The organism is Leisingera sp. ANG-DT (assembly GCF_000813785.1).
GTDB lineage: Bacteria > Pseudomonadota > Alphaproteobacteria > Rhodobacterales > Rhodobacteraceae > Leisingera.
In genome coordinates this window covers 14,961-40,889 of sequence record NZ_JWLE01000030.1, presented here as the reverse complement: position 1 = coordinate 40,889, position 25,929 = coordinate 14,961, and the positions used below count along the sequence as shown (strand labels likewise).

At 62.9% G+C, this 25,929-nt stretch carries 25 protein-coding genes; 7 read left to right on the top strand and 18 right to left on the bottom strand.

From position 1 onward, the window contains the following. Positions 1-296: 296 nt before the first annotated feature. Complete coding sequence (locus RA21_RS18950) at positions 297-1,118, top strand: ATP-binding protein (protein WP_237754561.1); 822 nt, start codon at positions 297-299, stop codon at positions 1,116-1,118. On the opposite strand, the gene RA21_RS18945 is transcribed toward RA21_RS18950, so the two are convergent. The 8 genes from RA21_RS18945 to acs form a co-directional block, all read right to left on the bottom strand. Next, positions 1,078-1,578 carry a flavin reductase family protein gene (locus RA21_RS18945; RefSeq protein ID WP_019295873.1) on the bottom strand — a complete coding sequence of 167 codons (501 nt, stop codon included), beginning with the start codon at positions 1,576-1,578 and terminating at the stop codon, positions 1,078-1,080. The genes RA21_RS18950 and RA21_RS18945 overlap by 41 nt on opposite strands. A 60-nt stretch (positions 1,579-1,638) precedes the next feature. Then, entirely contained in the window at positions 1,639-3,048 is a 1,410-nt protein-coding gene (locus tag RA21_RS18940) for a 3'-5' exonuclease (protein ID WP_019295874.1), read from the bottom strand. A gap of 2 nt (positions 3,049-3,050) precedes the next feature. Continuing rightward, positions 3,051-3,569, bottom strand: coding sequence for a hypothetical protein (locus tag RA21_RS18935; protein ID WP_039151819.1), 519 nt, complete (start codon positions 3,567-3,569; stop codon positions 3,051-3,053). A gap of 85 nt (positions 3,570-3,654) precedes the next feature. Then, entirely contained in the window at positions 3,655-5,478 is a 1,824-nt protein-coding gene (locus RA21_RS18930; RefSeq protein WP_039151818.1) for a DUF294 nucleotidyltransferase-like domain-containing protein, read from the bottom strand. A 107-nt stretch (positions 5,479-5,585) separates the two neighbouring features. Further along, entirely contained in the window at positions 5,586-7,370 is a 1,785-nt protein-coding gene (locus RA21_RS18925; protein WP_019295877.1) for a sodium:solute symporter family protein, read from the bottom strand. A 1-nt stretch (position 7,371) separates the two neighbouring features. Beyond that, positions 7,372-7,656, bottom strand: a complete 285-nt coding sequence (locus RA21_RS18920; protein WP_019295878.1) for a DUF4212 domain-containing protein — start codon at positions 7,654-7,656, stop codon at positions 7,372-7,374. Positions 7,657-7,844: 188 nt separating this feature from the next. Then, entirely contained in the window at positions 7,845-8,528 is a 684-nt protein-coding gene (locus tag RA21_RS18915) for an adenylate kinase (RefSeq protein WP_019295879.1), read from the bottom strand. A 7-nt stretch (positions 8,529-8,535) separates the two neighbouring features. Then, on the bottom strand, positions 8,536-10,497 hold the full coding sequence (gene acs, locus RA21_RS18910; protein ID WP_039151816.1) for an acetate--CoA ligase: 1,962 nt from the start codon (positions 10,495-10,497) through the stop codon (positions 8,536-8,538). Positions 10,498-10,990: 493 nt separating this feature from the next. Here acs and RA21_RS18905 point away from each other — a divergent pair, with 493 nt between their 5' ends. From RA21_RS18905 to RA21_RS18895, 3 genes are all read left to right on the top strand, one after another. Beyond that, positions 10,991-12,007 (top strand): C4-dicarboxylate TRAP transporter substrate-binding protein, encoded by a 1,017-nt coding sequence (locus RA21_RS18905; protein ID WP_039151814.1) that lies wholly within the window; start codon positions 10,991-10,993, stop codon positions 12,005-12,007. Between the two features lie 83 nt (positions 12,008-12,090). Beyond that, the gene (locus RA21_RS18900; protein ID WP_039151812.1) at positions 12,091-12,741 is read left to right on the top strand and encodes a TRAP transporter small permease subunit; all 651 of its coding nucleotides are present in this window, start codon (positions 12,091-12,093) and stop codon (positions 12,739-12,741) included. A 5-nt stretch (positions 12,742-12,746) separates the two neighbouring features. Next, on the top strand, positions 12,747-14,150 hold the full coding sequence (locus RA21_RS18895) for a TRAP transporter large permease (RefSeq protein WP_039151811.1): 1,404 nt from the start codon (positions 12,747-12,749) through the stop codon (positions 14,148-14,150). 134 nt (positions 14,151-14,284) lie between these two features. Here RA21_RS18895 and RA21_RS18890 read toward each other — a convergent pair whose 3' ends face one another. From RA21_RS18890 to RA21_RS18855, 8 genes are all read right to left on the bottom strand, one after another. After that, positions 14,285-14,842, bottom strand: a complete 558-nt coding sequence (locus tag RA21_RS18890; RefSeq protein WP_039151809.1) for a hypothetical protein — start codon at positions 14,840-14,842, stop codon at positions 14,285-14,287. A gap of 2 nt (positions 14,843-14,844) precedes the next feature. After that, entirely contained in the window at positions 14,845-15,033 is a 189-nt protein-coding gene (locus RA21_RS23065; RefSeq protein WP_039151807.1) for a hypothetical protein, read from the bottom strand. A gap of 759 nt (positions 15,034-15,792) precedes the next feature. Beyond that, positions 15,793-17,349 carry a cryptochrome/photolyase family protein gene (locus RA21_RS18880; RefSeq protein ID WP_039151805.1) on the bottom strand — a complete coding sequence of 519 codons (1,557 nt, stop codon included), beginning with the start codon at positions 17,347-17,349 and terminating at the stop codon, positions 15,793-15,795. 19 nt (positions 17,350-17,368) lie between these two features. Beyond that, positions 17,369-17,917: a DUF3833 family protein gene (locus RA21_RS18875; RefSeq protein WP_039151803.1), complete on the bottom strand. Its 549-nt coding sequence runs from the start codon at positions 17,915-17,917 to the stop codon at positions 17,369-17,371. Next, positions 17,914-19,140: an MFS transporter gene (locus RA21_RS18870; protein WP_039151867.1), complete on the bottom strand. Its 1,227-nt coding sequence runs from the start codon at positions 19,138-19,140 to the stop codon at positions 17,914-17,916. Before RA21_RS18870 ends, RA21_RS18875 begins: the two co-directional genes overlap by 4 nt. A gap of 2 nt (positions 19,141-19,142) precedes the next feature. After that, a complete protein-coding gene (locus RA21_RS18865; RefSeq protein WP_019295410.1) occupies positions 19,143-19,634 on the bottom strand; it encodes a hypothetical protein in 492 nt (163 codons plus the stop codon). Then, positions 19,627-20,784 (bottom strand): SAM-dependent methyltransferase, encoded by a 1,158-nt coding sequence (locus RA21_RS18860; protein ID WP_039151802.1) that lies wholly within the window; start codon positions 20,782-20,784, stop codon positions 19,627-19,629. The genes RA21_RS18865 and RA21_RS18860 overlap by 8 nt, the downstream gene beginning before the upstream one ends. After that, positions 20,723-22,072, bottom strand: a complete 1,350-nt coding sequence (locus RA21_RS18855) for an NAD(P)/FAD-dependent oxidoreductase (RefSeq protein WP_039151800.1) — start codon at positions 22,070-22,072, stop codon at positions 20,723-20,725. Before RA21_RS18855 ends, RA21_RS18860 begins: the two co-directional genes overlap by 62 nt. A gap of 124 nt (positions 22,073-22,196) precedes the next feature. Between RA21_RS18855 and RA21_RS18850 the strand changes: the two genes are divergently transcribed. Beyond that, a complete protein-coding gene (locus RA21_RS18850; protein WP_039151798.1) occupies positions 22,197-22,967 on the top strand; it encodes a DUF1365 domain-containing protein in 771 nt (256 codons plus the stop codon). Further along, positions 22,964-23,689: an SDR family NAD(P)-dependent oxidoreductase gene (locus RA21_RS18845; protein ID WP_039151796.1), complete on the top strand. Its 726-nt coding sequence runs from the start codon at positions 22,964-22,966 to the stop codon at positions 23,687-23,689. Before RA21_RS18850 ends, RA21_RS18845 begins: the two co-directional genes overlap by 4 nt. A gap of 25 nt (positions 23,690-23,714) precedes the next feature. Here RA21_RS18845 and RA21_RS18840 read toward each other — a convergent pair whose 3' ends face one another. Further along, entirely contained in the window at positions 23,715-24,350 is a 636-nt protein-coding gene (locus tag RA21_RS18840; protein WP_039151794.1) for a ChrR family anti-sigma-E factor, read from the bottom strand. Continuing rightward, positions 24,351-25,142: a sigma-70 family RNA polymerase sigma factor gene (locus tag RA21_RS18835; protein WP_342586527.1), complete on the bottom strand. Its 792-nt coding sequence runs from the start codon at positions 25,140-25,142 to the stop codon at positions 24,351-24,353. On the opposite strand from RA21_RS18835, the gene RA21_RS18830 reads away from it, so the two are divergent. Further along, entirely contained in the window at positions 25,135-25,851 is a 717-nt protein-coding gene (locus tag RA21_RS18830; protein ID WP_039151792.1) for an SDR family NAD(P)-dependent oxidoreductase, read from the top strand. The two genes, RA21_RS18835 and RA21_RS18830, sit on opposite strands and share 8 nt — an antisense overlap. Positions 25,852-25,929 lie beyond the last annotated feature (78 nt).

Here is a 25,929-nt window from a genome sequence, read left to right as displayed (position 1 = left end):
CCCCGCCGGATCCTGTCCGGCGGGGTTTTGCGTGAAATGTCCGAGGATTGGTTAAAATTGCAACAAAATTCCGGCTTGAAGGAAAAACATCCGCAGGTTGTTTAAATTTGTGTTAACCTTCTCTTATGGGAGAGGTGTGCGGACATATCTCTGAACGGCATGAACCTGCTGGCAATGGGCCGCAGCATTTATGCCTTTGCTCTCAGGCGGAAGTTGCCGAATGCCGGTCAAGGTATGCGGTCAAAGGACGGTCCGCCCTGCTGGATGTGGGGAGCCGAAGCAGCGCCTTGCCGCTGATGCCGCTGTGCCAGGCTGCCCATGGCCGCAAGCTGGCTACCGGCCGGGCACAGATCCTGGTGCTGTATGAGCTGGAGCCGGCAGGGTTGGAAGAGGCCAGCGTAGGGCACAGCGATGTAGTGCCGGTCGCGGTGTGCCGCCTTGAAAAGATCACCCATGCTGATCTGCTGCATGCGCTGGCCTGCGGGTTCGACGTTGTCTACTTGCAGGCGTGCAAAGCGCCGCAGGGGCGTGAGCCGCAGAGGCTGGAAGTGGACCTGGTGCGCGCGCTGGGGGGATTGGGCCGGATTGTGCTGTTCAACGGCGCCGCTGCCGTGGACCGGCGTCTGGCGGCACGGCTGCTGCCGTTTCCCTCAGTTGAGCCCGAGGTGCTGGCGGTGGGCAGCCGCAGGGACACCGCGCGGGCCAGCGCCGCCGCGCTGCTGCCGGCCAGCACCGGTCATGCGGCGCTGCCGGAGCAGGCACCCTATGGCACTGTCAGCCTGCAGGAGGACCTGTGCAATAATTGCAACAGCTGCGTCTGGGTCTGCCCCTCGGATGCGCTGAGCCTGACTGAAAACGCCGGAGCACTGAATTTTGTGGAATCGCTGTGCACCCAATGCGGGCTGTGCGTCTCCATTTGCCCGCAGCGGGCGCTGAGCATGACACCGGGCATGGATCTGACCGCCTATGCGGTGCTGCCGCATTTGCTGACGGAGGCGGAGGGGAAGGCCGCTGGAGCATCCACCCCTGTAGCCCGCCATGAAGCCGGGACGGATCTGCCTGTTGCGGAGCTGCCGGTTATCCCTGTTCCAGAAACCCGCCATACAGACCGCGCTTGAAGATCAGCCCCTTGCCCGGGCGGGTGGTGACGCGGGCCACTTCACCGATGACAATGGTGTGGTCGCCTGCCGGATGGGCGGCATAGCGGCGGCAGTCGAAACGGGCGATCACCCCCTCCAGCGCCGGCGCGCCCAGATCGTTGGGCTGCCAGGCTGCGGCGCTGAAATCCTCGCCGAAAGCGGCGAAATGCTTGGCCAGCGGCAGCTGGTCCTCTGCCATCACGTGAATCGCAAAGTTCTCAGCCGCGACAAAGGCATCGTGGCGCAAGGAGGCCTTGGCCGGGCACCATAGCATCAGCGGCGGCTCCAGCGAGACTGAAGTGAAGCTGTTGACGGTAATGGCCAGCGGGCCGCGGGGCGTCTGGGTGGTGACAACCGTCACCCCGGTGCCAAAGCAGCCGAGCGCATCGCGGTAGGCCCGGGCGGTTTCCGGCCCGGGAATAAAGCTGGTGTCGGCCATCTCGCGCGCCTTTTGTTCGTTCCGGGCAGTGACCTGCCACGCATGGCCCGGATTGTCTACCTAGTTCAAGTCCTCAATGAGGCGGCCGTGTTTGCGGGTCTCCTCCAAAATGGCGCCAAAGGTCATGAGCCCGCGCGCCTCCAGCATCGGCAGCATCTTGCAGAAGACCTCAGCTGTGGCGCGGGCGTCCCCCATGGCGGTGTGGCGCAGGGCAGATGGGATGGTGACATCAAGCCGGTCGCACAAGGCGTCGAGCGTGTGGTTCTGGGAGGCACCGAACAGGACCGCGCTCAGCAGCACCGTGTCCAGCACCGGCTGGTCCCATGTGACACCGGTGCGTTTGGCATGGCGGTGCAGGAAGGCCATGTCGAAGGGCGCATTGTGGGCGACAATCACCGCGTCAGAGGCAAAGCGGTGGAAATGCCGCGCGGCGCTGGCGATGCCGGGCCGCCCCCGAACCATGGTATCGGTGATGCCATGCACCTTGGTTGAGGAGGCCGGAATGGGGCAGCCCGGGTTCACCAGGGTTTCAAAGGCTTCGCTTTCGATGATCCGCCCGCGCACCACCCGCAGGGCGCCGATCTGCACGATCTCATCCTTGTGGGGCAAGAGGCCGGTGGTCTCGGTGTCGAACACCACATAGCTCAGGTTGCTGAGCTTGCGCCCGTTCAATTCCGCATGCTCGCTCTCCAGCAGACCAAAGTCATAAACCAGCGGGCGGGAGTCTTCTGGCGCAAGGCCCGCATGGGCGCCCTCAAACAGGATGATATAGCCCGGCGCGCCGCCCAGCGGTTTCAGGCGCAGGTCGAACACCTGAGCGCCGCTGGCGCTTTTGACTTCTGCCTGAACCTCCATGCCGCTGCGCACCAGCCGGCCATAGGCCGCCTCCAGCCCGGTGAGGTCCAGGTAATCGGACAGCGGTGCATTCAGGCGCGGCGGTGCCTCCTCCGCCAGCACCGCCGCGGCCTGGCCGTCGTAGAGCACGATCTGATGGGCGGGGCTGGCCATCACGGTGGCGATGGGAATGTCGGTCAGGAGCGCGGCCAGCCGGGTTTTCTCGGCTTCCAGATGCTCCGTTTCTCGGGCGATGGCCTCAGCGGCGTTCATGGCAGAGGCGCCGAGCTGGCCCGCCAGCCCCTGGGCCGCTGCGGCAAGATCGCCCAGGTAGCGGGCGCCGTGGGTATCCAGCTCTTTGCTAACGCCCGCATGGGCGCGGGCGCGCATACCCGCAGCCAGGCGTTCGATCGGCTTGGCGACGTTTTCATCGAACAGCAGCCAGACCCCGGCGCAGAGGCCGAGAATGGCAAAGGTGCTGAGCAGGCCGGAGAAAATGAAGGCATCTGACAGCTCTGGCTGCTCTGCCCGGCTGTAGCCGGCCCAAAGCGCGCCTGCGGTGACGGCGATGCCGCCAAATGCCAGCAGGCAGAAGAACAGGAAAATCCGCAGCCGCAGTGACAGGCGTCTGTGCATGGCTACCCTCCGCAGGCGGTGGTGAGGATGGCATCATCGGCCTCGGCTGCGATCCAGTCCAGCCCCTTGGGCAGCCCGTCGCCGGAAAAGGCCACTGTGCCACCGGCCAGCGCACGCTGCCACTTACCGCAGTCCAGCACCGCGGCCTGTTTGCTGACCGGCGCCCAGCGGCCGAAGAAATAGAGATCCGCCAGGAAAACCTGCGGGTGCGCGGCGTGGCTTTTCATCGTGGCGGTATCCACCGCGGCGAAGCGGTCCACGTAAGGCACCACCTGCGTCCAGGGGCGGTAGAGACTGCGGTTCTCGATGGTTTCGGCCACCGCCAGGCCTTCGGGCAGGGCGGCTTTGGTGCGGCTGTACCAGCCGTACTCGGACGCGATGGTCACCCCGATCATCGCCAGCCCCGCCGCCACCGGCGCGAACCAGCGCGGCAGCCGGCCTTTCAATGTCCGGTTCAGGAGCATCACCACACCCGCCGCGGCAATACCCGCAAAGATCACCGCAATCAGTTCCAGAAACATCCGATCTCCCCGAAGGCCCCAGGCCTCTTCTTCTTTGTCTAAATACTCGCGCCGCAGGCTCCCGCACTGCCGGCTGGCGCTGCTGTCAGCTTAACATGCCTTTGCCGTGCCCGGCTGCCGATTGCATGGTCTTTACAACAACAAATGCGTCGCGCAGATGACTTCGCTCAAAATCCGACAGATCTGAAGGCGCCAGATAGTTGTCCGGCGCCTGGCTGCTGCGGATTTGTGCCGCCTGATGCTCCAGCCGGGTCTGGGCGATCAGGTCATAGGCGTCCATGAGGTCGCGCGCACCCGAAGGGCTGAGCACACCCGCGGCCTCCGCCGTCTCCAGCCGGGCGCGGGTGTTCACCTCTGCCAGCTGGCCCTGCAGCGCGTAGATGCGGCCCAGGTCCACCACCGGCACCACCCCGTTGTGCTTCATGTCCAGCGTGTTGCGGTGCTCGCCCGAACGGATGGTGGCCAGCCCGCGCAACAGGCCCAAGGGCGGCGTGTGCTTCAGCGAGTTGGCGGTCATATGGGCGGTGAAGATCGAATTGGCGCTGGCGGCCCTGAGCGTCTCCTGCTGCAGGTCCGCAAACAGCACGGCGTCGCCGCCGATCGGGCGCAGGTCAAACATCACCGAGGCCAGCATCTGCGCCTCAGGATTCGGCTTGGCGATCCAGCCGCGGAAATAGTCGCGCCAGACGCGCAGCGGCTGCCGCCAGCGCGGGTTGGAGGCCATCATGTCGCCGGGGCAATAGACGTAGCCGCAGGTATCCAGCCCGTCGCAGACAAACTTGGCAAGCTGTTCGAAATAGGCGTTGTCTTCCGGCTTCAGGTCATCGGACAGGATCAGGCAGTTGTCCTGGTCGGAGACGCCGGTTTGCTCGCGCCTGCCTTGCGAGCCGCAGGCGAGCCACAGGTAGGGCACCGGCGGGGCGCCCAGTTGCTCCTCGGCCAGCGCCAGCAGGCGGCGGGTCGCGGTGTCGGCGATGTCGGTGATCAGCCGGGTCACCACCTCATGCCGGTTGCCGCCTGCCACCAACTGCACCAGAAGGCGGGGAATTTCGGCGGTGACCTTGGCCATCTCCTCAGCGGAACCTGCGCGGGCGATGCTGGAGACCATCTCGCCTGAGCTGACGGCCTGGAACCGGGTGAGGTCGGTTTGGGTCACGATGCCCGCGAGCCTGCCTGCCTCAACCACCGGGATGTGGCCGATGCCATGCTCCATCATCATGTGCAGCACGTCCGACCCGATGGCGGAAGGCGCCAGGGTCAGCGGATCCGGGGTCATTACCGTGCTGACCGGGGTCGAGATGGGTTTGCCGGCGGCGAGGATTTTTGCCGTGAGGTCGCGGGTGGTGAGGATGCCTTGCAGTCTGTCCCCGTCGGTTACGCAGATGGAGGAGATGCGGCGGTCGCGCATCAGTTGCGCCGCACCCTGGCAGGTGAGGCCGCTGGAGCAGGTGACCGGGTCGCGCGCCATGATGGTTGCCACGCGGGTGGTGGCAAGGCTGGTGCTGTCCCGGCTTCCGGGGCGGCGGCGGTCGAAGAACTTGGCCACTTTGGGCTGGCTTGCCATCAGGGCGTGAAAGTCCGCCTTGGGCAGCAGCAGCAGGATTGTGTCCGTGGTGGTTCGGGCCGAGGTTACTGCGCGTCCAGTGCGGGTCAGGCCGCGTTCGCCAAAGGAATTGCGGGGACCGAGGATGGAAACAGGGATGCCGTTTTCGTCGGTCACTTCCACCTCGCCGGTGTGGACCAGGTAGAGGCCGTCCAGATCTTCGTTCAGGGCATAGACGGGGCTGCCTGCGCTTGCTTCGATCTGGCGGAACTTGGGTGCCAGGTCCTGCAGCAGTGCGGGTTCCAAGCTGTCGTAGGGGTGGACCGAGGACAGGAAGCGGAGCAGGGCAGCGTCAGATAAGGGCATGGGAATACCTGGGCGTCTTCAGGAAAAAATGGCCCCGCCAGTGAAACACCGGACGGGACCATGAGGGAAGAGGCGGGCCGCCGGGAGGTCAGCCCGCCCAGGGGAGGTCAGTGGTCCTGTGCAGCGCCTGCGCCGCGCGGGATGCGGACGCTTTCCACCAGCTCTTCGATCTCGGCCGGGATGGCCTCGGTCGATTTGGAGACGATGAAGGCCACCGCGAAGTTCACCATTGCGCCAACCGCACCGAAGGAGGTGGATTTGATGGTGCCCAGCAGCGGATCTGCATCGGTGAAGGAGTTGGTGTCCGGGATGAACAGCCAGCCCTTGTGCAGGAAGATGTAGACCAGGGTCACGATCAGGCCTGCCAGCATGCCGGCCACGGCGCCCTTGTTGTTCACCTTGGTGAAGATGCCCATCATCAGCGCAGGGAAGATCGAGGCGGCGGCCAGGCCGAAAGCCAGCGCCACGGTCTGTGCGGCAAAGCCCGGCGGGTTCAGACCCAGGTAGGTCGCCACAGCAATGGCTACGGCCATGGCGATACGGGCCGACAGCAGCTCGCCTTTTTCCGAGATGTTCGGATTGATTGAGCCCTTGATCAGGTCGTGGGAGACTGCCGAAGAGATCGCCAGCAAGAGGCCCGCAGCGGTGGAAAGAGCAGCCGCCAGGCCGCCTGCGGCCACCAGACCGATCACCCAGCCCGGCAGGTTGGCAATCTCAGGATTGGCCAGAACCAGGATGTCGCGGTTGAAGTTGGTCAGCTCATTGCCGGCCCAGCCGTTGGCTTCGGCAGTGGCCTGCAGATCGGCGTTCTTGTCGTTGTAGTACTGGATCGCACCGTCGCCGTTCTTGTCTTCCCAGCCCAGGAGGCCGGTTTGCTGCCAGGTCGCCATCCAGTCGTACTTGGGATCTTCTTCGATCTGCTGCACGGTGACGGCGCCGCCTTCGATGCCGCCGTTCGGCCACATCATCTCAGTGATGTTCAGGCGGGCCATGGCGCCGACTGCCGGAGCGGTCAGGTACAGGAGCGCGATGAACACCAGCGCCCAGCCGGCCGACCAGCGGGCATCAGCTACTTTCGGCACAGTGAAGAAGCGCATGATCACGTGGGGCAGGCCCGCGGTGCCGATCATCAGCGACAGGGTGAAGAGCACCATGTTGAAGGTGTCGGCGTGATGCGCGGTGTACTCGTTGAAGCCAAGCTCGGTCACGATGGCGTCCAGTTTGGACAGCAGCGGCTCGCCGCTTGCGGCGTGATCGCCGAACAGGCCGAGCGCCGGGATCGGGTTGCCGGTCAGCTGCAGCGAGATGAAGATGGCCGGGATGGTGTAGGCCATGATCAGGACGCAGTACTGGGCCACCTGGGTGTAGGTCACGCCCTTCATGCCGCCGAACACGGCGTAGGCGAAGACCACACAGGCGCCGATCAGCAGGCCTGCGGTGTTGGAAACTTCCAGGAAGCGGCCAAAGGCCACGCCGACGCCGGTCATCTGGCCAATCACGTAAGTGGTCGAGGCCACGATCAGGCAGATCACCGCCACCACGCGCGCGGTGGGCGAATAGAACCGGTCGCCGATGAATTCGGAGACGGTGAATTTGCCGAACTTGCGCAGGTAGGGCGCCAGCAGCAGTGCCAGCAGAACGTAGCCGCCGGTCCAGCCCATCAGGAAGGTGGAGTTGTCATAGCCGGTAAAGGCAATGAGGCCCGCCATCGAGATAAATGACGCCGCCGACATCCAGTCGGCCGCAGTGGCCATGCCGTTGGTGACGGGGTGCACACCCCGGCCGGCGGCATAGAATTCAGATGTGGAGCCCGCACGGGCCCAGATCGCGATGCCGATGTAGAGCGCGAAAGAAGCGCCCACAAACAGCAGGTTGATGGTAAACTGGTCCATCTTATTCTTCCTCCACGCCGTATTCGCGGTCCAGCTTGTTCATCCGGAACGCGTAGAAAAAGATCAGCCCGAGGAACACCAGGATCGAGCCTTGCTGGGCGAACCAGAAGCCCAGATCGCTGCCGCCGACCTTGATGCCTGCCAGCATCGGGCGCAGCAGAATGCCGAAGCCGAATGAAACAACAGCCCAGATGATCAGACTGACGATGATGATGCGCACATTTGCCGCCCAATAGCCCTTGTCGGCTTCGGCGGCTTTGTCCGCGTTTGTGGTTTGATCCGCCATGGCGGCTCCTCCTTCTTCCTCCATGCCTGCCGTGCGGGAGCGCAGGGCAGACCTCCTCTGTTTGCCTGCCGCCGGATTCACGGGCGCGCAGACATGACTCCTCCGGTCCGCCAAGGCGGGTCCGACGGGTATTCCAATGTCCGGGGACGGGGTCCTGCCGGGTCAGGGCAGGCCCCGTTTCTTGGTTGTTAGCTGGTGGCCTTGGTCACGATGGCCGCCATGTCCTGGGCGATGTCGTCGATACCGCCCATGGCATCTGTGGTTTTCAGAACATCCTTTCCGCCGTAGTAGGCGATCAGCGGCGCGGTCTGCGCGTGATAGGCCTCCAGCCGGCTGGCAACGGTTTCTGCATTGTCATCGGCGCGGCGCTTCATCTCGGTGCCGCCGCATTTGTCGCATTTGCCGGCTTCCGCGGGCTGTTTGAAGCTGTCGTGATAGCCTTCGCCGCAGCCTCCGCAGGTGTAGCGGCCTGAAATCCGCTCGACCATGGCGGCGTCGTCCACCTCCAGGCTGATCGCGGCGTTGATCTTCTGGTTCGTTTCCGCCAGCAGACCGTCCAGCGCCTCGGCCTGAACGGTGGTGCGGGGAAAGCCGTCGAGGATCACGCCCTTGGTGCAATCGGGCTCTGCCAGACGGTCGCGCAGGATGTTGATCACGATCTCGTCGCTGACCAGCTGGCCTGCCTCCATCACCGCCTTGGCGGCAAGGCCGGCGGGCGTGCCGGCGGCAACCGCCTCGCGCAGGAGGTCGCCGGTCGACAGCTGCACATAGCCGAATTTTTCCTCAAGCATACGCGCCTGGGTGCCCTTGCCGGCGCCCGGAGGCCCCAGCAGGATCAGAACGGCGGGACGGGTCATGACTGCCATATTCATTGTTCAATCACCCCTTGTTCGCACGGTTTTCGATCAGGTCTTCGACCACCGAAGGATCGGCGAGGGTCGAAGTGTCGCCGAGGGAGCCGAAGTCGTTCTCGGCGATCTTGCGCAGGATGCGGCGCATGATCTTGCCGGAGCGGGTTTTCGGCAGGCCCGGCGCCCATTGGATTACATCCGGAGAGGCGATCGGGCCGATCTCGGTGCGAACCCAGGTGCGCAGCTCCTTCAGCAGCTCATCCGACGGCTCGCGGTCGTTCATCAGGGTCACGTAGCAGTAGATGCCCTGGCCCTTGATCTCATGCGGGTAGCCGACCACGGCGGCCTCAGCCACGGCAGCATGGGCCACCAGCGCGCTTTCGACCTCGGCGGTGCCCATGCGGTGGCCGGAGACGTTGATCACATCATCGACGCGGCCGGTGATCCAGTAATCGCCATCCTCGTCGCGGCGGCAGCCGTCGCCGGTGAAGTAATAGCCCTTGTAGTCGGAGAAATAAGTCTTCTCGAAGCGCTCATGATCGCCCCAGACGGTGCGCATCTGGCCCGGCCAGCTGTCCTTGATGCAGAGCACGCCTTCGACGCCATTGCCTTCGATCTCGGCGCCGGACTGCGGGTCCAGGACCACCGGCTGAATGCCGAAGAAAGGTTTCATCGCTGCGCCCGGCTTCATCGCATGGGCACCCGGCAGCGGGGTCATCAGGTGGCCGCCGGTCTCGGTCTGCCACCAGGTGTCGACGATCGGGCATTTGCCCTTGCCGACAACCTCATTGTACCAGTTCCAGGCTTCCGGGTTGATCGGCTCACCTACGGTGCCCAGCACCTTGAGGTCGCTCAGGTTGCATCTTTCGACCCATTCGTTGCCCTGGCCCATCAGCGCGCGCAGGGCGGTGGGGGCGGTGTAGAACTGGTTGACCTTGTGCTTTTCGCAGACCTGCCAGAAGCGCGAGGCGTCGGGGTAGGTCGGCACGCCCTCGAACATCAGCGTTGTGGCGCCATTGGCGAGCGGGCCATAGACGATGTAGCTGTGGCCGGTGACCCAGCCCACGTCTGCGGTGCACCAGTAGATGTCGCCGTCGTGGTAATCAAAGGTGATCTCGTGGGTCATCGCGGCGTAGGTCAGATAACCGCCGGAAGTGTGCACAACGCCCTTGGGCTGGCCGGTGGAGCCGGAGGTGTAAAGGATGAACAGCGGGTCTTCGGCGTTCATCTCGGCGGGCGCGCAGTAGTCATCCGCTTCCAGCGCCATCTCGTTGTAGTCGTAGTCGCGGCCGTCGACCCAGGTGGTCTGGCCGCCGGTGCGCTTGACCACCAGGCATGTCACGCTGTCCTTGGTGTGCAGCAGGGCTGCGTCGGCGTTCGACTTCAGCGGGGTCTTGCGGCCGCCGCGCGGCGCCTCGTCGGCGGTGATGATCACCTTAGCGTCGCAGCCGTTGATCCGGGCCGCCAGCGCGTCGGGGGAGAAGCCGGCAAAGACGATGGAATGAATGGCGCCGATGCGGGCGCAGGCCAGCATGGCATAGGCCGCTTCGGGGATCATCGGCAGGTAGATTACCACCCGGTCGCCTTTGCGCACGCCCATCGACTCCAGGATGTTGGCCATCCGGCAAGTGCGGCGGTGCAGTTCGCTGTAGGTAATGTGCTGTGCGTCTTCTTCGGGGCTGTCCGGTTCCCAGATGATCGCGGTCTGATCGCCGCGGGCCGCCAGGTGGCGGTCGATGCAGTTGGCGGAGACGTTCAGGGTGCCGTCGGCATACCAGTTGATCGAGACATTGCCGAAGTTGTAGTTCACGTCCTTCACCTGGGTGAAGGGCTTGATCCAGTCGATGCGCTTGCCCTGTTCGCCCCAGAACCCTTCGGGATCGGACAGCGAGGCTTCATACATCTCCTGATACTTGGCGGCATTCACATGCGCGCGGGCAACGGTTTCGTCGGACGGCGGATAGACAGCGTCTGCGTGCAGCGCGTTCATTCGGTTTCCTCCCAGAATTTTATTGGCAAGACAAACGACAACGCTGTGCCGTGGCTGTCAAACCGTTTCCTCCTGGGGCCAGATAATACCGCAGTCTGAAAATTTGTGAATAAAATGCCGGTATCAAAGGATTTATCTGTAAACGAATTTCAAGGTTTAGGATGGGTTTGAAAAGTAATTTGCATGCCGGCGCATACCAGCGCTTGTTTTAAAGGCCTTTTCTGTAAAGTCCTGGGCACGCTGATAGCTGCCTGCGGGGCCGCTATTGCCCCGGCAGCGGCGTCCTGCCGCAGGCTGGGACGGCCTGAAGCCTGCGGCAAATTGTGCCGGCGGGGCGGAACGGGCGCCAGATGCCCGGCGCGAGTCGCTGCGTCACCTTTGCCGCCGGGGGGCTTGGCAGGGCGCATCCCTGCCGCTAGCCTGACAGCCAAGCGTCCAGGCCGGATTTCCTTTTGCCGGCAGTCACAAGGGCGCAATTCGGGAGAGTTACATCATGAACAGATTTCTGACTGCCGCCGTGGCGGCTGCTGTGGGTTTTGCCATCGCTGGCGAGGCCGCGGCCACCGAGTGGAACGTGTCCCTGTGGGGCAAGCGCCGCGCCTTCACTGAACATGTGGAGAAGCTGGCGGAGCTGGTCTCCGAGAAAACCGGCGGCGAGTTCACCCTGAATATCAGCTATGGCGGGCTGTCCAAGAACAAGGAAAACCTCGACGGCATCTCCATTGGCGCCTTTGAGATGGCGCAGTTCTGCGCCGGATACCACCGCGACAAGAACCCGACCATCACCGTGCTGGAACTGCCGTTCCTGGGCGTGAACACGCTGGAAGAAGAGGTCGCTGTCAGCCACGCGGTCTATGGCCACCCGGCGGTGCAGGCCGATCTGGCGCGCTGGAACGCCAAGCTGCTGATGACTTCGCCGATGCCGCAGTACAATATCGTCGGCACCGGCGAGCCGCGCGATGAGCTGGCAGAGTTCAAGGACATGCGGGTGCGCGCCACCGGCGGCATCGGCCAGGCGTTCTCGGCCGTGGGCGCGGTTCCCACTTCGGTGACCGCAACCGAAGCCTACAACGCCATGGAATCCGGCGTTGTCGACACTGTCGCCTTTGCCCAGCACGCGCATCTCAGCTTTGGCACCATCAACAAGGCCGACTGGTGGACCGCCAACCTGAACCCCGGCACAGTGAACTGCCCGGTGGTGGTGAACACCGATGCCTATGATGCCCTGAGCGATGCCGAACGCGAGGCACTGGACAGTTCAGTGGAGGAGGCGATTGCCCACTACCTGGAAAACTACGGCGCGCTGCTGACCAAGTGGGACGGCGTTCTGGAAGAGAAGGGCGTCGAGAAGGTGATGATCTCTGATGATCAGCTGGCCGAGTTCCGCAAGGTGGCCGCCGACCCGATCCGTGCCAAGTGGATCGAGGACATGAGCGCCCAGGGACTGCCGGCGCAGGAGCTCTATGACCTGGTGCAGAAAACCCTTAGCGACCACCGCTCGGGCAGCTGAGGCTGACGGAACTGGAAGGGGCCGGGCAGGACAGCGCCGGCCCCTTTTTGTCTTTGATACTACGGAAATGATGGGGGCAGGGCATGGCAGGCAGCGCGGCGGTGCTGGAGGATGGCAGCCTGATCAGCAGGCTGGACCGAAGATTGCTGAAAGCAGAGCAGCTGCTGGCGCTGCTAAGCGGGCTTGCGGTGTTCTCCCTGATGATCCTGGCGGTGGTTTCGGTCGGCGGGCGAAACGCGGCCAATGCGCCCTTGCCCGGCTATGTCGACTGGATCGAGCAGATCATGCCGCTGATTGCATTCATGGGCATTGCCTATGTGCAGCGTCAGGGCGGCCACATCCGCATGGATATCTTTATCGGCGCACTGAGGGGACGTGCACTGTGGCTGTTCGAGCTGGTCTCGGTTGTGCTGATCCTGCTGCTGATCCTGGCGCTGGTCTGGGGCAGCTGGTCGCATTTCCTGCGCTCCTTCGATTTCGCCGCGCCGCTGTGGAGCCGCGACAGTTCCATCGACATCGGGTTGCCAATCTGGCCCGCTAAGCTGCTGGCGCCGGTGGCCTTTGGGGTGCTGGCCCTGCGGCTGCTGCTGCAGGTCTGGGGCTACGGGCGGGCGCTGGTGCTGGGGCTGGAGGCGCCGGTGGCGGTGCCGCTGATCCAGACCGCGGCAGAGCAGGCGGCGGCTGAAGCAGACCAGATGCAGGGCCATGACACAAATGGCAGCGGGCAGGGGTAAGGCAGATGGAACCGATTGAAATCGGCCTGTGGGTCACGGGCGGCCTGCTGGCCATGGTGGTTTTGGGGATGCGGGTGGCCTTTGCTGCCGGCATGGCGGGGCTTGCGGGTCTCATCTGGATCTTCTGGGCCAAGTTCGGCTATGACCCGGCGCGCTTTGGCAAAGCGCTGACCATCGCGGTCAAGACCGCAGGTCAGGTGCCGCACTCCAAGGTGTCCAGCCAGGCACTGAGCCTTATTCCGACCTTCATCCTGATCGGATATCTCGCGTATTACGCAGGTCTGACCCGCGCGCTGTTTGTGGCCGCCAAACGCTGGATCGCCTGGCTGCCGGGCGGGCTGGCGGTCTCCACCGTCTTTGCCACAGCTGGGTTTGCTGCCGTGTCGGGCGCCTCCGTGGCGACCTCCGCCGTCTTCGCCCGCATCGCCATCCCGGAAATGCTGGCGATCGGCTATGACAAGCGCTTTGCTGCTGGTGTGGTGGCGGCGGGCGGCACCCTGGCATCGCTGATCCCGCCCTCCGCCATTCTGGTGATCTACGCGATCATTGTTGAGCAGGACGTGGGCAAGCTGCTGCTGGCAGGCTTCATCCCCGGCGCTTTCTCCGCAATAATCTATGGCCTGCTGATTGTTGGCATCGCGGTGGTCTTCAAATCCGTCGGCCCGCCGGTCAAGGGATTTACTTGGGGCCAGCGGTTCGCGGCGCTGCCGGGCGCGCTGCCCATCGTTCTGGTGGTCGTGATCATCATCTGCTTTGTCTACAACCCCTTTGGCGGCGATGCCTGGGGCACCCCGACCGAAGGCGGTGCCATCGGCGCCTTCATCGTGTTTCTCTATGCGCTGAAGGAAGGGATGAAATGGGCGGAGCTGAAGTCGGCGCTGCTGGAGACCGCCAAGCTTACCGTGATGATCTTCACCATCATCTGGGGCGTCCTGATCTATGTGCGCTTCCTTGGCTTTGCGGATCTGCCAGGGGCGTTTTCGGATTGGATCACCTCGCTGGAGATGTCGCCGATGCTGATCCTGATCTGCATCCTCTTGGCCTATGCGGTGCTGGGGATGTTCATGGATGCCATCGGGATGCTCTTGTTGACCCTGCCGGTGGTCTACCCGGCAGTGATGGCGCTGAATGGCGGCGAAAGCGTCGCCGCGGCAGACAGCGCATTCGGCATGAGCGGCACCATGTGCGCGATCTGGTTCGGCATTCTGGTGGTGAAGATGGCCGAGTTCTGCCTGATCACCCCGCCCATCGGGTTGAACTGTTTCGTGGTGGCCGGCGTGCGCGAGGATCTGAGCGTGCAGGATGTGTTCCGCGGCGTCACGCCGTTCTTCATCGCCGATGCAGTGACGATTGCCTTGCTGGTCGCCTTCCCCGGGATTGTTCTCTACCTTCCGTCCCTGGCGGGCTAGCAGCGGGGAGCTTTGCGCTGCGGCTTGGCAGCGGGCGGTGCAGGGCCTATATGGCGCGGAATCAGAGATTTTGCCCCCCCGCACCAGGCCGCGCGTTTGAGCGTGACGCCGATGACGGATTTGTGCGACTGATTTTAGTGCGCTGATTTTGTGTGATTTTTCAGTTCTGAATTTTGCGTGTAGCACATACGTAGCAGCCGTCCCTTCCTGATCGTGAAGCCGGGCCTTATTTGTTCGAGGATGCATCCTTTCTGTTTGGTCTCCAAATGAATGTGCCAGGACAGCGCGAAATGTCCTGGCCATTCCGCTGATATCTCACAGGATCTTGGCCAGAAGGACATCTGCGTCGCGGATGGCGGCCAGTTTGTCATCCAGTGCGATCTTGGCGGCTTTGAATTGTTTCCAGCGGTAGGCCAGTTCACGTACTCGATGACCTTTTGATCCTGTTCCCAATCCACATCCACATCTTGCGAAATCGCGGCATCGCCTTTGCCGTAGCGGATTTTATTCTGTGTTTTGCGGATTTGCTCTCCCATGAGCCCGCTCAGATCTTGGTCGATGCCCACGAGGCCCCCACGCTCCCGGAGAGACCGTAAGGCTTCCAAGATGATCAGCCGGGTCAATCCTTTTGTAACCAGACTTCCTTCGAGCCATTCTTTTGCGAGCAACCGGCCCAAGATGATCGCTTCCATCGTCACCTTGTGAACGGTGCGTTCAATCTTCGTGTTAGCCCTTGGGCCAACTTGATTTCGTCGAGAAGCGCCTGGGTCCGGCGCAGAGCGGGTTGGACACCCAGGAGGACGGACGCATTTTGAAGCGCCTCGTCGTGTGAGGACATGAAATCACGCTGCTCTTTCAATGTGTCATGACTAAGGTCGAACATGGTGTTTTCCTATGCAGCGCCGCGGCGGGGTTGCTGACGGCTTCAAGAGCGGCTGTTTTTCCTTTCGACTGCGCGGTTTTCGTTTTGAGAGGCTGCTTTCTCTCAGTTCATTGCGGGGCAGGGCGTTTTTCGGGGTTCATACCGAAATCTCGAAGAAACACCTGCGACCGCAAGCTCAGGAAAATTGTTCAATGGGGGTGCAATGTGAGCCTGGCAATCAACGTTGTCTAAGGATGACTTTGATGCAGTGACTGCCCTTGACCGCATGGGGTTTCCAAGCTGGGTCCGCAACGTTACATGAAGGAGAGTGGTGATGCGATCGGCGCTAAATTTCTTCCGTTTGCCAGCAGCTCTGTCTTTTCTTGTCATAGTTTGAGGCAAGCTGAGCAGCGGGACCGTTTTTCTGGTGGTATGTCATCCAGTTCACGCCCTCAATAAAATATGCCATGAATACTTGCCGATGCCCGTCTGCAGTTTGCAGTCTCTGGGAGTTTCAACACAGCCTCGGCCCAATCCGGGCATTCGTTTTCTTGGCTGGATGCCGCGGTGCAACAACATAGAAAAGCCGTTCCTTGCGAGTGCGAAGTGACGAGTAGATCAGGTAATAAAACCACCCTCGTATGTGTCAGCATCCAAGACGCGGATATTTCGACTAATGGCATGCAAGCTACAAGGTGAATTCCCCAGTACTTTCTGAGTTGTCGATAGGAACGCGATCCGGCGCTTGTGGACGGACAGGCAAAATTACATAAGGCAAGGTTATTCGTCACAATACCGCTCCAGTACCTGCCGGGCAGTTTCCAGATATTCGTCTTGCTGTCCGGCACTCATCCTGTCCCAGATGCTGTAGACCTGACGCAGGCGGGGGTTACCGCGCAGTTTGTCCGCATTGCGCGAAAGGAAGTCCCAGTAGAGCGGGTTGAACGGACAGGCCCCCGCGCCGGACTTGTGCTTCACATCGTAACGGCAGCTGGAGCAGTGGTCCGACATCTTGTTGATGTAGTTGCCGCTGGCGGCATAGGGTTTTGATCCCAGCAGGCCGCCGTCGGCAAACTGGCTCATGCCGATCACATTCGGCGCCTCGACCCATTCATAGGCGTCGGCGTAAACCGCAAGGTACCATTCGTGTACCTGATGCGGGTCAACGCCCGCCAGCATGGCGAAATTCCCCGTTACCATCAGCCGCTGAATGTGATGCGCATAGGCTTCGTCGCGGGTCTGGGTGATGGCGGCAGACAGGCAGGCCATGTCTGTCTCGCCTGTCCAGTAGAAACCGGGCAGGGGGCGGGTGGCCTCCAGAAAATTCCGCTCTGTATAGCCTGGCATGTTGAGCCAGTAGATGCCGCGCATGTATTCGCGCCAGCCGATGATCTGGCGGATGAACCCCTCGGCCGCGTTTAGCGGCGCGAGGCCCTCGTAATAGGCGCGCTCGACCCGGCGGCAGACCTCAAGCGGTTCCAGCAGGCCCGCATTGATGTAATGCGACAGGACCGAATGGTAGAGGAACCGCTCCCCCTCCAGCATGGCGTCCTGATAGTCGCCGAAATCCGGCAGCGCCTGTTCAACGAAGCTTTCAAGCGCCTCCAGCGCGCCGTCCCGGGTGACCGCAAACCAGAACGGGCGCAGAGAACCGAAATGGCCGCCGAACCGGGCGTCGACCAGGTCCAGAACATCCTCCGTGATACCGTCGGGCGGGGTTTGCGGCGGGCGTGGCAGGAACAATCCGCCCCCGGCGGGTTTGCGGTTCTCGTGGTCGAAATTCCACTTGCCGCCCTCCGGCTTATCGCCGTCCATCAGCAGCCCGGTATCACGGCGCATGTCGCGGTAGAAATACTCCATCCGCAGCTGCTTGCGCCCCTCGGCCCATTTGCGGAACCGCTGATGGGAGCAGAGAAAGCGGCTGTCCAGCCGCATGTCCAGGGCGGCGCCCGCCTGTTCCGCCCAGTCCAGCAGCGCGGATTTCAGCCTGTATTCTCCGGGCTCCGTGACCACCACCCGTGCCTCCGGATGGTCCGCGCGCAGCCGGTCGATCTCGCCCGTCAGACTGCCAGTGTTCTCGGGATCGTCCAGCCGCACAAAGCGCAGCTGCCAGCCGTCGGCCTCCAGCTCCTTGGCGAAGTGGCGCATGGCCGAAAACACAAACGCGATTTTCTTCTTGTGGTGCCGGACATAGGACGCCTCTTCTGCAACCTCCGCCATCAGCAGGATATCGCGGGACGGGTCCGCGTCCCGCAGCGAGGAAAGGCTGCGGCTGAGCTGATCGCCTAGAATGAGTATGAGATTTCCAGCTGCAGCCGGATCGCGTTCTGCGGTCATGCCGCGCCGCCAGGACGGGTCATGGTGCGGGCCGCATGGTGGCAACCAGCTCGGCAACCTTGACGCCGAACTTGCGCATCTCGGCCCGGTTCATGATCACCCCGTCAGCGGTCAGGTACAGCCAATCGGTGGCTTTCAGGGTGTACCCGCCGGCGCTTTCGGGCAGGGTGATTTCATATTGGAGCTGCACCGTTGAGCCGGACACGATGCCCTGAGCCTCTCCCACCAAGTCATCGGCTGTGGCGGTGAAGGTGTTGCCGGGGCCAAGGGTCAGGAACCACTTGCGGCTTTGGGTGACGCCGTTGGAATAAGTGAACTCTTCGCTCAGCGTGCCGGTTCTGCCGTCCCATTCGCCAACCATTTTGGCGGTAAAGCTGTTGGCCATCTTACCGGTGGGGCCAAAGATCACCCCTTCAGACAGGATTTCACCGGACAGGTGTTCGGTCAGGATGAAGTGCGGGCCTGTGTCCGCATAATCCGGCGGCGACTGGAACCGAAAGCTGAACAGGTAGGTTTTCGCGATCATCGCAAGAAGAGCGATCGCGAGGCAGAGGGTCAGGAGTTTCATGCTGTTGCTCTTTCTGATGGCAGGGTCAGGGCAAAGGCGAAGGCAGCGGTTTTCAGGACGCAGGGCAGGACTGCATAGGACACAGCAAGGGCGCTAAGCGCTTGCGGGCTGTTGTCCGTTCCGGGCCGGAAGCCCTGCTGCTCCAGCAGCGGCAGCGCCAGGGCGGCGGCCAGGGCCAGCGCCAGCTTGCCGGCAAAGGACCAGATGCCAAAGGCCGCAGAGGCGTTGAGGCCCGCGCGGGTCAGCGCGATGCTGAACATGGCGGGCAGCAGCACCATGTCGGCGCCCAGGGTGGCACCCGACACCGCGCAGATCACCGCAAAGCCCAGCAGGCTGCCCGGCCCCAGAAAGGCTGCGCCGGCAAAGCTGGCGATGGCCAGTGGCATGGCGATCAGCAGCGTCTGTTTCGCTCCGATCCGCTGGCTGAGGCGCGCCCACAGCGGCACGCTGAGCCCGGCGCAGAGGAAAAACAGCACCAGCAGCGGCCCTGCGTATGCAGGTAGGTTCAGCCGGTCCTCGACAAAGAACAAGAAAAGGGTGGAGGTCAGTGCCACCGGCAGACTGTTGAGCATCGCCAGGCACAGGAGGCGCAGCGCGCCAGCCTGTGTCAGGGCCATCGCCGACAGCGGCTGGCCGGTGACTGCCGAACGCATCCAGACCGGCCGGGTTGCAGCGGCGGTGAACAGGGCAAAGCCTCCCAGCACAAGGCCAAAGGCCGCATAGCCTTGACCCGCGGCTCCAAGCGCCACCAGGATGCCGGGTGCGATGGAGGCAAAGATCACACCACTCAGCATGCCCGCTTCGCGGAAGGCCGCCAGCGTCAGCAGTTCACGCGGGGCAGCGCGTTTGGCCAAAGTGGCGCTGCGCCCATAGAGCAGGATCATGCCCAGGCTGTAGGCCGAGAACAGCAGAAGCAGGATCAGCACAAGCTTGGGCACCACCAGGGGGCCTGCCGTCAGGCCGAACAGCAGCGGAAAGCCTATTGCCAGTCCACCCGCTGCCAGCAGCGCGAACCAAAGCTGCGCCCCGGGCCAGCGGTCGATGGCCCAGCCGATCAGCGGGTCCTGGACAAGATCAAACAGGCGGATCCCCAACAGGATGCCGCCAAGCGTCCCCAGGCCTATCCCCAGGTTCACCGACGCAAACTGCGGCAGGTGGATGTAGAGAGGGATCCCCGCAGAGGCGAGCATCATCGCATAGAGGCTGACCCGGGGATACAGCATCATTAGCCCAGAAGCGCGCGGGTGAATCGGGCGGAGCGGGTGTTTTCGCCCACAAAAATCGACATGAAGCTGCGCTTGATACCCACTTGGTTCAGCGTGCAGGCGGTGCGTCCATTGCGCAGAAACCTGACCCGGTCCGGACCCTGGCTCACGGCCAGATAACGGTCGCCGGGGGAGACGCCTTTGAAACAGGCCTCGAACCGGGGGCGGCCGGGTGCGGAATACCCAAGGCGCCGCATCTCGCGCAGCGTTGCGTCGACCAAGTCATCCTGGCTCAGTTTTCGCTGATAGGTCAGTTCGATTCCGAAATCCTGCGACCAGTCCAAAGGCGCGGCACGCTTGGTGAAGAGCCGGGCCTGGTAAACTGGCAGGCCAAGCAGCCGGAACGTCGCCGCGCCACGCTGTTCGGCCCCCGGCAGCAGGGATTGAACCGGAGAGGCAAAGCCGACCGCTGGGACCGCTAGCAGGCAGAGGGTCAGGAGCAGCTTACGCATGGGCGAGCTCCACCTGCACAACATTGGTGTGGCCGATGGCAAAGGAGGCGGCGCAGATCTCCAGGTAATACTGCCAGTTGCGGAAGAAGGCCTCGCCGTATCCCAGATCCATGATCCGGCGCTTTTGCGCGGCCAGACGACGCGCCCAGATCCGGCAGGTGCGGGTATAATCCTGGCCGAAAGCGAAACTGTCCGCGACCTGCAGACCGGCCGATTTTGCCTGCTGCGCAATCACCTGGTCAGACAGCAGCATACCGCCGGGAAAGACATATTGGCGTATGTAGTCGGAGGAGGTCCGGTAGGTCGGGAAGAAGTCATCCCGCACCGTGATCGCCTGCAGCAGCACCCGTCCGCCTTCGGCAAGGCTGCTTTTGAGCTTGGCGAAGTAGCTGGGCCAATACCGCTCGCCCACGGCCTCGATCATCTCGATGGAGACGATGCTGGAAAACTTGCCCTCGATATCGCGGTAGTCGCGCAGCTGGATGTCGGCGCGCCCGTCCAGGCGGCTTTCGGCATAGCTGTGCTGGTTGCGCGAGATGGTGACACCGGTCACGTCGCGGCCCGCGGCACTGGCCTGTTCGGCGAAGCCGCCCCAGCCGCAACCGATCTCCAGCACCCGTTCGCCACCGCCCAGCCGCGAAAGGATGCGGGCGTTCTTGCGGGTCTGCGCCTGCGCCAGATCATCGCCCTCCGCCTCGAACAACCCGGAGGAATAGGTCATGCCGTCATCCAGCCACAGCTGGTAGAACTCATTGCCTACATCGTAATGGGCGCGGATGTTTTTGCGCGCTCCGCGTTTGGAATTCGCCCGCAGCAGGGTGTCGACAACGCGGAACTTGGCGCGATTCAGGGGGCTGGCCTGATCGTAGCTGCCCAGATGCTCGCGGTTGCGCATTGCCAGCTGCATAAGGCCGTCCACTGACGGCGTGTCCCACAGGCCCTGCACATAGGCCTCGCCCAGCCCGACCTGGCCGTGCGCCGCCATCGCGGAAACCGCGGCCCAGTCATTGATCTGCATTTCCGCCTCGGGGCCGCGGTCGCCGAATTCATAGCGCGCGCCATCCGGGGTGCGCAGCGTCAGCCGGCCCTCACGCAGTCGCGCGCAGACCGTCAGAAATTCCGACTGAAGGGCTTTGTCCGTGAATGCCATGATCTGTTCCTTTGGCCAGGTAAGGGGTGAGAGAATTCATTATGCGGACAATCCGCATGGCGCTGGCGATGCCGTCTTCGTGAAAGCCGTGGCGGTTGTAGGCGCCTGCAAACCAGGTGTTGTTCTGCCCCTGTATCGTCCGGATCTGTCGCTGGGCGCGCAGGGCTGCCTTGTCGAAAACGGGGTGGGAGAATTCCACCGTGTCATAAACCTTACCCGCAGGAATAGGCCGGGTGGGGTTCAGGGTCACGAACAGCGGATCGCTTTCCGGAATGCTTTGCAGGCGGTTCATCCAGTAAGTAACGCCGACGCCGCCGTCCTGGCTGCGGTAGGCCCAGCTGGACCAGCAGCTGCGCCGCTTGGGCATCTGCCCGCTGTCGCAATGCAGAACCGCGGTGTTGGGCTGATAGCGGATTGCCCCAAGCGCCGCGGCCTCGGCCGGGGTGGCATCAGCCCCCAGTATGGAAAGCGCCTGATCGGAATGGCAGGCAAGGATGATGTCATCGAACAGGCGCGGGTCCGCGCCCTGCGCCTGCACCGAAACACAGCCCGCCTGACGGGTGACTTGCTCGACCGGACTGCCGGTGCGGATCTCACAGCCCCGCGCAACCAGGGCGGCTTCCAGGCGGCGGACATATTCGATGCTGCCGCCCTTGACGGTCCACCACTGGTGTTTGCCCGTCCCGGCCAGCAGTGCGTGGTTGCGGAAGAAGCGGACCAGCGATTTGGCCGGAAAAGCGTCGACGTCGGTGACCGGGGTCGACCAGATCGCGCCGCACATTGGCATCAGGTAATGGTTGCGGAACCAGCTGCCCAGACCCAGCTCCTCCACCAGCTCGCCGATGGTCTTGTTGTCGTCGGTGGCGGCGGCCTCGGCCCGTTTGCCGAAGCGCACGATATCGGCGACCATCTTGTGAAACTGCGGCCGCACCAGATTGCGTTTCTGTGCCGCCAGCATTCGCAGATTGTTCAGCCCGTATTCCAGACGGCCGTCGTCGATGCTGGCGCAAAAGCTCATCTCGCTTTTGATCACAGGCACATCCAGCTCGCGGAACAGCCGGGTCAGGTAGGGGTAGGTGGCATAGTTGAACACGATGAAGCCGGTATCCACCGGCTGATCGCCATTCTTGCCCGCCAGCACGGTGCGCGCGTGGCCGCCCAGTCGGGGGGCGGCCTCAAACAAGGTAACGTCATGTCTTTCAGACAGGTAATACGCCGCGGAGAGCCCGGAAATACCGCCTCCCACGATGGCGATCTTGCGGCGCGGTCCCTGAGTTTGATCCAGCATGCGTCGGTTTTCCCTTGCTGATGTTTGGACCTGATACGCCGGGAGCAAGAATGCGGATCACTTCTTTCCCGATAAAACTGTGCTTGCGGGTGATCCGGGGCGGCAGCGGCTGCGTAACCACTGCATGATCGAACATGTTGCAGCACAGACCTTTCATGCGCGCCGGGGCCGCTTGAAGAATGCCTTCCGCTACGGCGTGGACTTCATTCTGACCGACATGACTGATGGCGCGCCGCCGCTGCTGTCGCGCAACTGCTTCAACCTGTTCTCGATCCACGACCGCCGCCACGGCGGCCCCCTCGGCAACGGGCGCGGCGCCGCCTGGTTCCGAGAGGAGCTGGAGCGGCGCGGGTTTCCCTTGCAAGGCGCTCAGCTGCTGCTGCTGACCCAGCCGAGTTTCCTGTGGTTTCATTTCAACCCTGTCAGCTTCTGGATCGCGGTCAAGGATGGCAGCCCGCGGGCCTTTATAGCCGAGGTGAACAACACCTTCGGCGACCGCCATTGTTATTTTGCGGCCCATCCTGATTTCCGTCCGATCCAGCGCAGCGAGGTGATCGAAGCGGAGAAGCTGATGCATGTCTCGCCGTTTCAACAGGTGGCGGGGCGCTACCGGTTCAATTTCGAGATGACGGAGCGGGCGTTCAACATCCGGATTTCCTACACCAATGGACGCGAGGGCGTGCTGGCGACGCTGAATGGCCTGCGCCGTCCGGTAACCACCGGCGGGCTGCTGCGCGCCGCCCTGCGCAGGCCGCTGGGAGCTGCCCGTGTGGTGGCGTTGATCTACTGGCAGGCGCTTAAGCTTTGGGTAAAGCGCGCGCCGTTTCTGAAGAAGCCGGAGCCGCCGGAACCGTTGATCTCCGACAGCTCGACCTTCTCGGGCGGCAAGGCGTGACGCAGTTTGAAGGCAAGACCTTCTGGCTGGTCGGGGCGAGCCACGGGCTGGGGCGCGAGATTGCCCGGCAGCTGGACCGGACCGGCGCCCGGCTGATCCTTTCGGCGCGGTCAGAGGATGCGCTGGAAGCGCTGGCACATGAGCTGTGCCGGGCAAAGCCGGTGCCTGTGGATGTGACCGATATGCACTCGGTCAGAAAGGCTGCCCGTCTTGCCGGGCAGCTGGATGGCGTCATCTACAACGCAGGCGCCTATGAGCCGATGCGCACTCAGGACTGGGATAGCGAGGCTGCGCTGGGGATGAGCGATGTGAATTTCACAGGCGCGCTGCGGGTTCTGGGACAAGTGGTGCCTGAATTTGTGAAGGCGGGCCGGGGCGATATCACGCTGGTCGGCTCCTTGGCCGGATACCGGGGGCTGCCCGCCTCCATCGGCTATGGCGCCAGCAAATCTGCGCTGATCAGCCTTGCGGAAACCATGCGGCATGATCTGAAGGACAGCGGCGTCACCGTGCGCGTGGTCAACCCGGGTTTCATCAAAACCCGGCTGACGGACAAGAACAGTTTCAAGATGCCGCAGCTGATGGAACCGGAGGACGCCGCCGGACATGTGGTGGCCGCCATGCAATCGCGCCGGTTCAGAACGGACTTCCCCCGGCCTTTTTCTTACGCAATCAAGGCGTTCAACCTTTTGCCCGACTGGCTGGTTTACCGCGGCAAGTGAGGCTGGCAGCCCTCGGCCGCATGCTTCAAATCCGGAACAAGGGCTGCAGCAGACGCGGCATGAACGCCTTGAAACGCAGCGGCGCATCGGTGGCGGCCAGGCAAATGCAGGGATCGCCGGCATCCGCAACTGGCGTGTGCTCCAGGGTTTCATCGCCGATTTCGACATCCCCGACACCAAACCGCCCGGTCTCGTCGCTGAAACTGCCCTGCAGCACCAGCGTCAGCTCCAGCCCGTTGTGGCTGTGATCCGGCACCGCCTGGCCCGCAGGGATATACAGCAGCCGGGCAGATCCGCCCTGACCCTCGAACAGAATGTTCTGCTTGACCCCCATGCCCAGCGTTTTCCAGCGTAGCGGCTGCCCCTTCAGGGACTGCATCACCGGCCCCGGGTAGATCCCCTTGGCGTCATAGAGCGGCTCCGGCGCGGCAGGCTCATCCAGCTGCGCCATGAGGTTTGATTTCGCGTCCTGCGACACCGCCACGCAAGCAGCCTCTTCCAGCAGCGCGCCGCCAACCGCCTGATGCGCCCCAAGCGCCGCCTGGCAGTCGCGGCACAGCGACAGGTGGCTTGCAACAACCATGGAAAAGGCGTGCGGCAGGCTGCCCGAGGCATAGGCCGCGATCATCGGGTCGGGGATGTGATGTGTGATTGCAGGCATTCAACGCAATCCTTTTAGTTCCTTGCGCAGCCGCCCGAGGCCAAGGCGGATACGTGACTTTACTGTACCCAGCGGCAAGCCTGTCTGGGTGCTGATCTCTTGATGGGTCAAATCCCCGATATAGGCCTTCTCGATCATTTCTTTCTGATCGGGGTGCAGTTGCTCGATGGCCTGTTTCAATTGCAGGGTTTCCTGCTCCAGGGCCAGGATCTGGCTGGCATCGGGTTCCGTTCCGGGGTCCTCGCCCAATTCATCGGGGACGGGCCGGTTTTCCTTGCGGACGATATCGATATGGCGGTTGCGGGCGATCTGGTAAATCCAGGCCGACGCCTGCGCCTTGTGCGGATCGAACATCCCCGCCTTGCGCCAGATCGTCAGCATGACGTCCTGAACAATCTCTTCAGCCAGCGCCGGTCGCGCGCCGCAGCGGATGACGAAGCCTTTCAGGCGCGGTGCCAGGTAGTCAAACATGTCACCGAACGCCGCGCGGTCACGGTGATCACGCACCGCCAGCAGCCAGACGGTGAGCTGCGAATAGGTTTGCTCGTTTGACACTACTGCTTTGCCCTCAGGGGAAGCCCGAAGCACGGTGAAATTATCGGGCGGCCTGTCCAAGTTTTGTGTCAGCATAGTCCGGATACGGACTGGTGTGGAAGTTGGATCATGGGCCGCCGCAATTTTTGCACGCCCGGAAACCCCGATGGGCGGCCAGGGCACCAAGACCTGATCCGCCTCCGGCTGCGCGGCGTAACACATGAAACCTTCTGCAAGAAAGTGTTCAGCGATGCGCAATGTAGTTGTCAGCGGCGGGTCCGGAGCGATCGGGTCGGCCTTCCTCAGCAAACTGGCCCGGAAATACCCGCAGGCCAGCATTCACAGCCTGTCCCGTCGCCTGAAAGCCTCAGCGCCGCCCGGCGTGCAGACATTGCAGGTGGATTACCTGGATGAAGACAGCCTGCAAGCCGCAGCGGGGCAGGTCGCGGGGAAAGGCGCGGTTGACCTGATAATCTTGGCCAGCGGGATCCTGCACCAGGGGGATATCACGCCGGAGAAATCCCTGAGAGAGCTGAGCGCCGAGAAACTCCTGGAGCTTTTCTCGGCCAACACGGTGGCCCCGGCCCTGACCGCAAAGCACTTTCTGCCCTTGCTGCCGCGTGACAGGCGCGGGGTCTTTGTCGCTCTGTCCGCCCGTGTCGGCAGCATCTCCGACAATCATCTGGGCGGCTGGTATTCCTACCGGGCGTCCAAGGCAGCCCTGAACATGTTCATCCGCAATGCCGCGATAGAAATCCGCCGCCGCAATCCAGAGGCCATTGCCGTCGGGCTGCATCCCGGCACGGTGGAAAGCGGCCTGTCCCAGCCGTTTCTACGCAACGTTGCCCCGGACAAGCGCTTTTCACCGCAATACTCGGTTTCCCGGATGATGGCTGTAGTCCAGACTCTGACGCCATCGCAGAGCGGACACTGCTTCGCTTGGGACGGAAGCTGCATCGATCCCTGAACCGAAATGTGGAGCAAGAAGGCGGCGTAAGTGGAAGCCGCACCTCTGTAGCGTATCGAATGCAGACGCCCCGTGCTT